General features: G+C 66.9%; 10 protein-coding genes. 2 read left to right on the forward strand and 8 right to left on the reverse strand.

From position 1 onward, the window contains the following. The 3 genes from LL06_RS23605 to LL06_RS23615 all read right to left on the reverse strand — a co-directional run. A partial coding sequence (locus LL06_RS23605; protein ID WP_052161866.1) for a hypothetical protein occupies positions 1-1220 on the reverse strand: 1220 nt, incomplete at its 3' end. 142 nt (positions 1221-1362) lie between these two features. Further along, positions 1363-2628 (reverse strand): sigma-70 family RNA polymerase sigma factor, encoded by a 1266-nt coding sequence (locus LL06_RS23610; RefSeq protein ID WP_052161867.1) that lies wholly within the window; start codon positions 2626-2628, stop codon positions 1363-1365. Positions 2629-2633: 5 nt separating this feature from the next. Continuing rightward, positions 2634-2984: a YciI family protein gene (locus tag LL06_RS23615; RefSeq protein ID WP_035532841.1), complete on the reverse strand. Its 351-nt coding sequence runs from the start codon at positions 2982-2984 to the stop codon at positions 2634-2636. 194 nt (positions 2985-3178) lie between these two features. Between LL06_RS23615 and parC the strand changes: the two genes are divergently transcribed. Further along, positions 3179-5425 carry a DNA topoisomerase IV subunit A gene (gene parC / locus LL06_RS23620; protein ID WP_035532842.1) on the forward strand — a complete coding sequence of 749 codons (2247 nt, stop codon included), beginning with the start codon at positions 3179-3181 and terminating at the stop codon, positions 5423-5425. A gap of 72 nt (positions 5426-5497) precedes the next feature. Continuing rightward, entirely contained in the window at positions 5498-6007 is a 510-nt protein-coding gene (locus LL06_RS23625) for a GNAT family N-acetyltransferase (RefSeq protein ID WP_035532844.1), read from the forward strand. Here LL06_RS23625 and LL06_RS23630 read toward each other — a convergent pair. The 5 genes from LL06_RS23630 to LL06_RS27780 form a co-directional block, all read right to left on the reverse strand. Further along, positions 6004-6741 carry a DUF3750 domain-containing protein gene (locus tag LL06_RS23630; RefSeq protein ID WP_152599749.1) on the reverse strand — a complete coding sequence of 246 codons (738 nt, stop codon included), beginning with the start codon at positions 6739-6741 and terminating at the stop codon, positions 6004-6006. The two genes, LL06_RS23625 and LL06_RS23630, sit on opposite strands and share 4 nt — an antisense overlap. A gap of 67 nt (positions 6742-6808) precedes the next feature. Further along, positions 6809-7720: a DMT family transporter gene (locus LL06_RS23635; protein WP_035532845.1), complete on the reverse strand. Its 912-nt coding sequence runs from the start codon at positions 7718-7720 to the stop codon at positions 6809-6811. An 87-nt stretch (positions 7721-7807) separates the two neighbouring features. Continuing rightward, positions 7808-8557 (reverse strand): arginyltransferase, encoded by a 750-nt coding sequence (locus LL06_RS23640; protein ID WP_035532847.1) that lies wholly within the window; start codon positions 8555-8557, stop codon positions 7808-7810. Between the two features lie 19 nt (positions 8558-8576). Then, positions 8577-10409 carry an SLC13 family permease gene (locus LL06_RS23645; RefSeq protein WP_035532849.1) on the reverse strand — a complete coding sequence of 611 codons (1833 nt, stop codon included), beginning with the start codon at positions 10407-10409 and terminating at the stop codon, positions 8577-8579. Between the two features lie 110 nt (positions 10410-10519). Then, a partial coding sequence (locus LL06_RS27780) for a DUF6537 domain-containing protein (RefSeq protein WP_035532852.1) occupies positions 10520-10922 on the reverse strand: 403 nt, incomplete at its 5' end.

Genomic DNA, 10922 nt, shown 5'->3' on the forward strand with positions numbered 1-10922 from the left:
TGCTTGCAGCAGAGCAGCGTCGGGTCGTTGGCGGTCACCTGCACGTTGAGCAGGTCCACCAGCGTGCGCGGATCGCCCATGCCGGCGCCCATGATCACCGGCACGGCCACCGGGCTCGCGGGCTTCGCGGTGATCGTCAGGTTCTGCGGATTGTCGAGATAGGCGTTCGCCGCCGCGGCGATCTGCTGCTGCAGCGCCGGCACGCCCAGTTGCCCGAGCATCAGCGGCAGCATGAACTTCAGCGACTGGCCCATCTGCTCGCCTGTGACGCCCTGCTTCTTGCCGGCATAGGCGAGCGCCTTTCCGGTCACCGAATCATCCTCGAAATGGATCGAGGCCGAATTGAAGCTCAACTGCTGCAGCATCCCCATCATCGCAAATCCCATGGCCTGCTGGGCGGCCTTCGGATCCGGGTTCGCGGCGGCGGCGGCCTGCGCCTGCTGCATTCCCTTGATGAAGTCGAGCGTGTAGCCCGACATTTCGAGCGTCATCGCCACGCGCCCGACGTCATCGAGGGTGAGGGAGTATTCGCGCAGGTTGAGGATGCCGGGCTCGACCTCCCAGACGCCGTCGATCTTGAAGTCGCCGTTCACGGTCGTGTAGCCGAGCTCGCTCAGCGCATCGCGGGCTTTCGGGTCTTCGATCTGGCTGAGATCGATCGCCATGTCCGCGCCCTCCATCGTCACGCCGACGCTGGAGCCGTCGTCGGCCCGGTTCACCTCCTGGGTCATGCCGGACATCGAGAAGATCTCCTTGCCGGCCTTCTGCACCAGCACCGCGCCTGTCGAGAACTCCTCATACATGGCCAGGCTGTCGAGCGACTCGTAGTTCACTTCCGCCGGCACCGTCAGCCCCGACAGTTCGATGTCGGCGACGCTCAGGCTCACGCCCTCCTTCTCGGTCTCGATGTCGCCAAACAGCGCCTGCTCGACGTAATAGCCGCCATCATCCTCTTCCTCGACGCCGGTGAAGGTGACGTCGCCGATCTCGACGGCCGGGTCGCCCGGAGAGACCAGCCGCACGGATTTCAGCACGATGGTGTCGCCGTCCGGCTCCACCGCCGAAAAGCTCATCTTCGCACCGCCCTGGCCGGCGAGCGCGGCGACCTTCGTGGCGAAGTCATCGGCGTCGAGCGCATAGGCGGGCCATGCGAGGCCCGAGACCGCGGTCGCGAGCAGGGAGGCGGCGAACAGACGCTTGGGCGTGCAGTGGGTCGTCATCGGAAAGTCCTTGTGCTGGCGATGCGGTCGCAACCTGCATCCTGATCCGGGGGCTGTCTCGTCCATAATATAGGCCGCGACCGATCCTGTCATCGTCCACAGCTTTGTGGTGCATGTGTGGCTGCGGGCAGGGGGGAACCGCTCAGCCGGGCTGGTCGAGGGCCGCCATCCGGCTTTCGAGAAAGCGTCGCTCGCTCTCGTTCGCACTCAGCGCGATTGCACGCCGGTAGCTCTGCCGCGCTGCGCCGATCCGGGCCGTCCGGCGCAGGAAGTCGGCTTTGGCCGCGTGAAACGGCTGGTAGGCGCCGAGCTCCGCCTCCAGAGGGGCGAGCGCAGCCAGGGCTTCCTCCGCTCCCGATGCATAGGACAGCGCCACGGCGCGGTTGAGCAGGTAGACCGGGTTTGGCGTGAGCCGGTGCAGGCCTTCATAGAGCAGCACGATTTCACGCCAGCCTGTCGCCGCATGGCTTGGCGCCTGGGCATGCAGCGCGCTGATCGCCGCCTGCAAATGAAACACGCCGCCCATGCCGCGGGCGAGCGCGCTGTCGAGCAGCGCGCATCCCTCGGCGATCTCCTGGCGATTCCACTTCGCCCGGTCCTGATGCTCGAGCGCAATCATCCCGCCTTCGCCATCGGCCCGGGCGCCGGAGCGGGAGTGGTTGAGCAGCATCAGGGCCAGCAATCCCTCGCAGTCGGCGTTGCCGGGCAGGAGCTCGAGCATCAGCCGCCCCATGCGAATGGCTTCCAGGCACAGGTCGTGGCGCAGCAGTTCGGAGCCGGCGGTGGCGGAATAGCCCTCGTTGAAGGTGAGATAGATCACCGACAGCACCGAGTTCAGCCGCGCCCCCCAATGGTCGGGCTCGGGAATTTCAAACGGAATGCCCGCCTTTGTGATCTTGTGGCGGGCCCGCACCAGCCGCTGCGCCATGGCGGTCTCGCTGTCCAGGAAGGCGCGGGCGATTTCGCGCGTCGTCAACCCGCACAGGGTCCTGAGCGTCAGCGCCACCCGTGTCTTGGCGTCGAGCGCCGGATGGCAGCAGGTGAAGATCAGCCTGAGCCGCTCGTCGGGGATCGCCGCGGGCGCCTCGCTGTCCACCGTCTGCTGGTCGAGCTCGATCAGCAGTCCGTATTCTTCGGCCTTGCGGTCGAAATTGCGCGCGCGCCGCAACCGGTCGATGGCCTTCCGGCGCGCCGTTTGCAGCACCCAGCCGGCAGGAGAGTCCGGGAGGCCGTTGCGCGCCCAGTGCGTCAACGCCGACTCCATGGCTTCCTGCAGGCAGTCCTCGGCCATCTGGAAGTCGCGGATGTCGCGCAGCAGCGCCCCGAGCAGACGACCGGTCTCGGCGCGCGCGAGCGTCTCTATGGCGTCTCGCGCGCGCCTTTCCTGATCGGAAGGATCCGGCGCCATGCGGCCTAGTCGAGCTCCATCACCGGGCGCACCTCGATCGACCCGTGCTCCGCCGCCGGGATCATCGCCGCATATCTGATGGCGTCGTCGAGATTGGCGCACTCGAACATGTAGAAGCCGCCGAGCTGCTCCTTGGTTTCGGCGAACGGCCCGTCCATCGTCTCGGTCTTGCCGTTGCGCACCCGCACCGTGGTCGCCATCGACGTCGGCTGCAGGGCTTCGCCGCCCAGCATCACGCCGTCACGCTGATACACCTCGCCGGCGGCCCGGTAGGCATCCATCAACGGGCCGAATTCCGGCGTTCCATAGTCCGGGGAAGCGCCGGGCGCGGTGTAGATCAATGCAAGGTATTTCATGTCCTGTCCCTTTCCTTGGGGTGAGGCCCCAGCGTTGCAAGCCGAAGGCCGAGTTTACGTGATAGTGACGAACGGGCGGAGACGGTTTCGACATGGACGCGGAAAAAAATCCGTCTTGCCGATGAATTGATGATGACTTGCCGCGAAGACCTCCGCCCCTTGCCCCGAATCACCCTCTCCGGTAACCCCACCCCATGGGAAAAAGCCTTATTCCGCCCGGCGGCGGCGACCATATTCAGCCTGTCGACCTGAAGAAGGCGCTCGAGGAGCGCTATCTGGCCTATGCGCTGTCGACCATCATGCACCGCGCACTGCCCGATGTGCGCGACGGCATGAAGCCGGTGCACCGCCGCATCGTCTACGCCATGAGCGAGATGGGGCTCAGGTCGAACGGCTCGTTCAAGAAATGCGCCAAGATCGTCGGCGAGGTGATGGGTAACTTCCATCCCCATGGCGACCAGTCGATCTATGACGCGCTGGTGCGGCTCGCGCAGGACTTCGCGGTGCGCTATCCGCTCGCCAACGGCCAGGGCAATTTCGGCAATATCGACGGCGACAGCGCGGCCGCCATGCGCTACACCGAATCGAAGATGACCGCGGTCGCCGAACTGCTGATCGAGGGCATCGGCGAGGACGCGGTCGACTTCCGCACCACCTATGACGAGGAAAACAGCGAACCGGTGGTGCTGCCGGGCGCGTTCCCGAACCTGCTCGCCAACGGCGCCACCGGCATTGCGGTCGGCATGGCGACCTCGATCCCGCCGCACAACGCCGCCGAACTCTGCGACGCGGCCCTGGCGCTGATCCGCAAGCCCGACGCCACCGTCGAGGACCTCTTGCAATATGTCGAGGGCCCGGATTTCCCCACCGGCGGCGTCGTCATCGACAGTCGCGAGTCGATCCTCGAAGCCTATCGCACCGGCCGCGGCGGCTTCCGCGTCCGCGCCAAGTGGGAGACCGAGGACACCGGCCGCGGCGGCTACCAGATCGTCATCACCGAGATGCCCTACCAGGTGCAGAAGTCGCGGCTGATCGAGAAGATCGCCGAACTGCTGATCGCCCGCCGGTTGCCGCTGCTCGAGGACGTGCGCGACGAATCCGCCGAGGACGTGCGCCTGGTGCTGATCCCCAAGAGCCGCACGGTCGATCCCAACCTCTTGATGGAATCGCTGTTCCGCCTGTCCGAACTCGAAAACCGCATTCCGCTCAATCTGAACGTCCTGTCGATGGGCAAGGTGCCGAAGGTGATGAACCTCGCCGAGGTGCTCAGCGAATGGCTGGCGCACCGCCGCGAGGTGCTGCAGCGGCGCTCGCGCCACCGTCTGGCGGCGATCGACCGGCGGCTGGAGCTGTTGTCGGGCTTCCTGATCGCCTATCTCAACCTCGACGAGGTGATCCGCATCATCCGCGAGGAGGACGAGCCGAAGCTCGAGCTGATGAAGACCTTCGAGCTCACCGACATCCAGGCCGAAGCCATCCTCAACATGCGCCTGAGGTCCTTGCGCAAGCTCGAGGAAATGGAGATCCGCAAGGAATTCGAGGGCCTGACCGGCGAGAAGGCGGAGATCGAGGCGCTGCTCGCCTCCGACGCCAAGCAGTGGCAGACGGTGGCCTGGGAAGTGGGCAATGTCCGCAAGATGTTCTCCAAGGAGACCGAGCTCGGCGCCCGCCGGACGAAATTCGCCGAGGCGCCGGTCGCCGATCTCGCGGCCATCGAGCAGGCGATGATCGAGAAGGAGCCGATCACCGTGGTGATCTCGGAGAAGGGCTGGATCCGCGGCATGAAGGGCCACATGGCCGATTATGCCTCGCTGCAGTTCAAGGATGGCGACGCGCTCAAGCTTGCCTTCCCGGCCCAGACCACCGACCGGATCGTCATCGTCACCACCGGCGGCAAGGCCTATACGCTGGGCGCCGACAAACTGCCGGGCGGCCGCGGCCACGGCGAGCCGCTCCGGATCATCGTCGACATGGACAATGACCAGGCGGTGCTGACCGCCTTCGTGCACGATCCCGCGCGCAAGCTGCTGATCGCCTCGACCGCCGGTAACGGCTTCATCGTCGCCGAGACGGAACTGGTCGCCAACACCCGCAAGGGCAAGCAGATCATGAATGTGAGCCTGCCCGACGAGACCCGGCTGTGCGTGCCCGTGACCGGCGACCATGTCGCCGTCATCGGCGCCAACCGCAAGATGCTGATCTTCCCGCTCGCGCAACTGCCGGAGATGAGCCGCGGCAAGGGCGTGCGCCTGCAGCGCTACAAGGATGGCGGCATCGCCGACATCAAGTGCTTCGCGATGGAGGAGGGGCTCACCTGGGAAGACAGCGCCGGGCGCCTGCACAGCCGCAAGAAGGACGAACTGACCGAATGGATCGCCGACCGCGCCCAGGCCGGACGCCTGGTGCCCAAGGGCTTCCCGCGGTCGGGCAAGTTCAGCTAACGGGCAAGCGCCGGCGCCCGCCCGGCTTTGCCCGCCTTGCCATGACCGCCGTCGATTGGAAGAACTGGTCCCATGAGTGACATCAGGCCCGCCGAAGCAAGAGACCGCGCCGCCATCGTCGAGATCCTGCATCACGGCTGGCACGATGGCCACGCGCATCTGGTGAGCCCCGAAGTGCTGCCGCTGCGCACGCCCGCCTGCATCGACGACATCTACGGCGCCTCGGAAGATACGTTCTACGTCGCCGAGGAGGCGGGCAGGATCCTGGGCTTTGTCGCCGTCAACGGCGACGAACTGACCAAGCTGTTCATCGCCCGCCATGCGCGCGGCAGCGGGATCGCCGAACAGCTCATGGCGTTCGCGGAGGCGAGGATCGCGGAAAAGGGCTTCGCGGTGGCGCGGCTCTTGTGCCAGGTCGGCAATGTGCCCGCGGAGAAATTCTACGCCCGGACCGGCTGGGTCGAGGAGCACCGGCGGCAGTATCCTCTCTGGATGCCGAAAGGCGCCACCGGCCATTTCACCGCCGAGACCATGTGCCTGGTCAAGAAGGTCGGTCCCGGCCCGCAAACGGCGGGCGCCTAGACCCCGATCCGCCCGAACCCCGGCAGCTTCACGCCGGGCCGGGCCAGATCGAGGCCGAACACCAGGCCGCCGAGCCGCAGTTCGACCCCGTAGAGCGCGCCCACCGCCAGCCCGGCATAGCCGCCGAGTGAGATCTCCAGATTGCGCCAGTCGGGCGTGACCGTCAGGAACTCGCCCCAGGGCCGGTAGTCGCGCCCCACCGCTTCGGGCGGCAGCGCTATGCCGAGTTCCGGCACGTCCCTGAGCACATGGGCGACGAAGGAGTTCGAATTCGGCCCCGGCCAGATATGGTAGTCGCCGCGCGCCGCATAGGCGTAGTCGCGGACCGCCGTCTGGATCCTGGGGATCAGCTTGGCCGCCTCGTCGCCGTGGAGGGCCAGCAGGATGTCGGGCTCGTTCGAGTACCAGCGCCCGTCGGCGGCATAGGCATTGGTGCGGATCGGGCTGCCCCAGCCGACCTTGTCGTAGCGCGTGTAGACGGCCGCGCCCGCGGGCTTGGTGACGATCCAGCTATGCACCGCCAGCGCGCCCTTGAGGCCGCCGGTCCGCGCCGCCATCACATAGATCGCGGCGCCCGGATCATCCACCGCTGCGGGCAGCAGGCCGGACGACGACCAGTCGGCGCTGCGCCAGGAGCCCGGCTGCGAACTGGCCGCGCGGACGCCGAGCGAGGCCAGCGCCGGGGCCACGAAGCACAAGAGCATGATCAGGATGAGGGTTTTGAGGCGCGGCAAGGGGCGGGTCCGGTTGGTGTCTCAGTCCATACAAGCACCGCGATGAGACCAGAATGGGGCAGGGCGGTCACACCGGATGCCGCGGCGCCAGGCTTCGTGCTGCCCGCTTGTGCGCCGACAACTGCCACGCCGAATGGGCCACCAGCGCCGCGACGATGACGCCGCCGCCGACCAGTCCCATCCGTGTCGGCGCCTCGGCAAAGATCATCCAGACCCAGACCGGCGCGAGGATGGTCTCGAGCAGGTAGAACATCGCCACCTCGGGGCCGGAGATGTAGCGCGGGCCGGTGGCCAGGCACCAGAAGGCGATCGGGATCACCACCAGCCCGTTGAGCACCAGCCATTGCGGGTTGCCCAGCACCAGCCCAGCCGGCCCGCCCACCATCGCGAGCCCGATCAGCGACGGCACGATGGCCGCGAACAGCGGCGCGAAGCCCATGTCGACCCGGGCCTTGCGGCTGGCGGTGATCGCGCCGGCGAGGATCAGGCTCGAGGCGAGCGCCAGCAGGTCGCCGGTCAGATTGCCGGCCTTCATGCCGTCGGCGACGATCAGCGACACGCCGCCGATCATCACGATCATCGCCGCGAAGGTCTGAGCCTTGGGCTTTTCGCCGGCCAGCCACCAGGCGAGCAGCGCCGAGAACATCGGATTAAAGGCGAGAATGAACACCAGATTGGCGGTGGATGTGTTGTAGACGGCCAGGATGAAGGTGATCGAGGCGATGCCGTAGAGCGTGACCACCAGCAGCCCGGCCTTGCCCGGAATGATGGGCAGCGTCCGCTTGAGCGCGAAGCGGATGAAACTCCAGGCGACGATGGCGGCCACGAAGGTGAGCGCACTGCGCACGGCGAGCGCCGACCAGGCGTCGCTCTCCGACAGCCGGATCAACGGAATGTCCACCGTCAGCGCCAGTCCTCCAAACGCGGTGATCGCCAGGCCCTTGCGATGGTCGGCCGCCTGTTGAATGGGATCATGCATGAAAGGCAGCCTTGCGGAGGAAAATGGATGGGTCTGAGAAAACGGAGGGCGCGGACGGTGTCCGCCGGACGGCCGGGCCGCCGGTCGCTAGGGCTGGTAGCGCTGCCAGCCTTGCGCCATCAGATGTTCCTGCGGCAGGAACCGGGTCTTGTATTCCATCTTGCGCGATCCTTTGACCCAGTAGCCGAGATAGACATGCGGCAGGCCGAGCGTCTTGGCGCGGGCGATGTGGTCGAGGATCATGAAGGTGCCGAGCGAGCGGGCGGTCTCCTCCGGCTTGTAGAAGGAATAGACCATCGACAACCCGTCGCCCATCCGGTCGGTGAGCGCCGCGGCGATCAGCTCTCCGGCCGGCGTCTCCTGCAGCCCGTCGCCCTCGACCCGTGTCCGGTACTCGATGATGCGGGTGTCGACATGGGAATCCTCGACCATCATCGCATAGTCGCCGATGCTCATGTCGGCCATGCCGCCGCGCTGGTGGCGGCTGTCGAGGTAGCGGCGGAACAGCTTGAACTGCTCGCTCGAGGGTTCGGCGTGATACTCGGTGGCGATGAGGTCGCTGTTGGCCGCCATGTTGCGCCGCATCGACTTCGTCGGTTCGAACTCCGCCGCCAGGATGCGCACCGAGATGCAGGCGCGGCAGGTTTCGCAGGCCGGACGGTAGGCGATGTTCTGCGACCGCCGGAACCCGCCCTGCGTCAGCAGATCGTTCAGTTCCGGCGCCTTTTCCCCCACCAGGTGGGTGAACACCTTCCGCTCGCCCTGGCCCTCGAGATAGGGACACGGCGAGGGCGCGGTGAGAAAGAACTGCGGGGAATTGACGGGTTGGTTCATCATGCCGGGGGTTCGAAGCGGTTCACAGTCCGTAGTACCATGGCGCAAGCAGCGAAAAGGTCAACCAGATGATGATCACAAGCGGGGTTCCGGCGCGCAAAAAATCGCTGAACCGGTAATGTCCGGGTCCCATCACCAGGAGATTGGTCTGGTAGCCGATCGGCGTGGCGAACGAGCAGTTCGCGGCGAAGATCACCGCGGCGATGAAGGGCGCCGGCGAAACCCCCATGCCCTTGGCAATCCCGAGCGCGATCGGCGTGAACAGCACCGCGGTGGCGTTGTTGGACAGGATGTTGGTGAGCATCGCCATCACCAGGAACAGGCCCGACAGGATCACGCCGGCGGACGCGCCCTGCATCAGGTCGAGCGCGCTCGACGCGATCAGCGCGGCGCCGCCGGTGGCTTCGAGCGCGGTGGCCAGCGCCACCGACGATCCCACCAGCAGGAAGATCTGCCGGTCGAAGGCCCGCGCCGCCTGCAGGATCGAGAGGCATCCGGTGAGCAGCATCAGCACCGCGCCGCACACCGCCGCCACGACGATCGGCATGATCGAGAACGCCGACAGCACGATGATGCCGGCGAAGATCGCCACGGCGATGCGCGCCTTGCGCGACTGCGGCACGGCCTCGGCAGAGTATTCCAAAAGCAGCAGGTCGTGATTGCCCCTCAGTTGCGCGATCGCCTCCATCGGGCCGCCGATCAGCAGCGTGTCGCCCGGTTCGAGCCTGATGTCGGACATGGCCGAGCGCGCCATGCGGCTCTTGCGCTGCACGCCGAGCACGGAGATGCCGAACTGCGGCCGGAGCCCGGAGAGCTGGATGGTGCGCCCGGCATAGCGCGATCCGGGCGAGATCACCGCTTCGGCCAGGTGATAGTCCGGCCCGGGCGGCAGGTCCGGGGACGTGTCCTCGACCGGTCCGTCATCGACCTTGGGCGCGGCGCGTCCGAGCGACAGCGCCTTGGAGAAGGCCCGCCGGGTTCCGCTCACCACCAGCGTGTCGCCGGCCGAAAGGGTGAAATCCTCGAACGGCGGCAGCACCGGCACGTCGCGCCGCTGCAGCAGGCGCAATGTAAGGTCGCCGAGGCCCGGAAACATGCCCGCCTTGGCCTTTATGCCGACGAAGGGATGATCCCGGTGGAGCGTGATCTCGCCGATGAACTGTGCGCCGGAGCGCGCGCCCGCCGACAGCTCGGCCTCGCGCTCGGGCAGGAGCTTGGGCAGCACGCCCAGCACATAGGCGCCGCCCACCAGCGCCAGGATCACGCCCATGCCGGTGATGTCGAAAAAGCCGACCTCGATGCCGTAATCGAGCGCCACCCCGGCCACCAGGAGGTTGGTGGACGAGCCGATGAGCGTGGTCATGCCGCCCAGAATGGTGATGAAGGACAGCGGAATGAACACCCGGCTCGGCGAGATCGACCGCTGCGCGGCGATCACCACCAGGATCGGGATGAAGATCACCACCACCGGCGTGTTGTTGAGGAAGGCCGAGATCACCGCCGCGCCGACGAGGATGTAGAGCACCGGCCGGAACGTCGCCGCGCCGCCCATCTTGCCGAGCCGGCGGGCGGGCAGTTCCATGGCGTCGGTGGCGAACAGGCCCTGGCCGACGATCAGCAGCGCGATCACGGTGATCAGCGCCGGATTGGAAAATCCCGACAGAAGCTGCTCCGGAGAGAGCGTTTCGCCGGCTGCGCCTGAGGCGGGGCCGGAATAGGGAACCAGTCCGAACAGCAGCAGCACCGCCGCAAGCGAGACCAGCGACACGGTCTCCATGGCCCAGCGTTCCGACGCATAGGCGATGACGGTGGCCGCGATGATGACGAAGGTGGCGATGAGATGAATATCGGGCATGTAGGCGTGAAGACCCCTTTGCGCAAAGCAGGGGCCACATTACAGCCTCGCCTGCTTGCGCGCCTAGGGCGAATATTCCCGTTGCGCGATCTGCCGCGCAACGGGCCGGGTCAATCCACGGTCGAATCGGCAACTTTCATCCGCCCGTCCGGCCGGGCGGCGGACGCGAGCAGCGCCTCCACCCTTGCCCTGGCGGCCGCGACTGCGTCGTGCTTGATCGGACCAAAGCCGCGGATTTCCATCGGCGCGGCGAGGATCTCGGCCCAGATGCCGGCCGTGTCCGGGGTGACCTCCCGCACGCACTGCGCCATCAGCGATTCGAACCAGCCAATCAGCCCGCGCTCCATCTTCCTCTCGGCGGTGTGGCCGAACGGATCGAACGGCGTTCCCCGCAGGCCCTTGAGCCCGGCAAGCACGGAAAACAGCGGCCGGATCGCCGGGCCGAACGCCCGCTTGAGCGGCCGGCCGCGGGCGTCGACGCCGCGCGACAGCAGCGGCGGGGCGAGGTGGTGG

Source organism: Hoeflea sp. BAL378, from assembly GCF_000759435.1.
GTDB lineage: Bacteria > Pseudomonadota > Alphaproteobacteria > Rhizobiales > Rhizobiaceae > Hoeflea.

Coding starts and splice junctions, on each gene's coding strand:
- LL06_RS23610 (WP_052161867.1), bottom strand. CDS start 2,628: ATGGCGCCGGATCCTTCCGATCAGGAAAGGCGCGCGCGAGACGCCATA.
- LL06_RS23615 (WP_035532841.1), bottom strand. CDS start 2,984: ATGAAATACCTTGCATTGATCTACACCGCGCCCGGCGCTTCCCCGGAC.
- parC (WP_035532842.1), top strand. CDS start 3,179: ATGGGAAAAAGCCTTATTCCGCCCGGCGGCGGCGACCATATTCAGCCT.
- LL06_RS23625 (WP_035532844.1), top strand. CDS start 5,498: ATGAGTGACATCAGGCCCGCCGAAGCAAGAGACCGCGCCGCCATCGTC.
- LL06_RS23635 (WP_035532845.1), bottom strand. CDS start 7,720: ATGCATGATCCCATTCAACAGGCGGCCGACCATCGCAAGGGCCTGGCG.
- LL06_RS23640 (WP_035532847.1), bottom strand. CDS start 8,557: ATGATGAACCAACCCGTCAATTCCCCGCAGTTCTTTCTCACCGCGCCC.
- LL06_RS23645 (WP_035532849.1), bottom strand. CDS start 10,409: ATGCCCGATATTCATCTCATCGCCACCTTCGTCATCATCGCGGCCACC.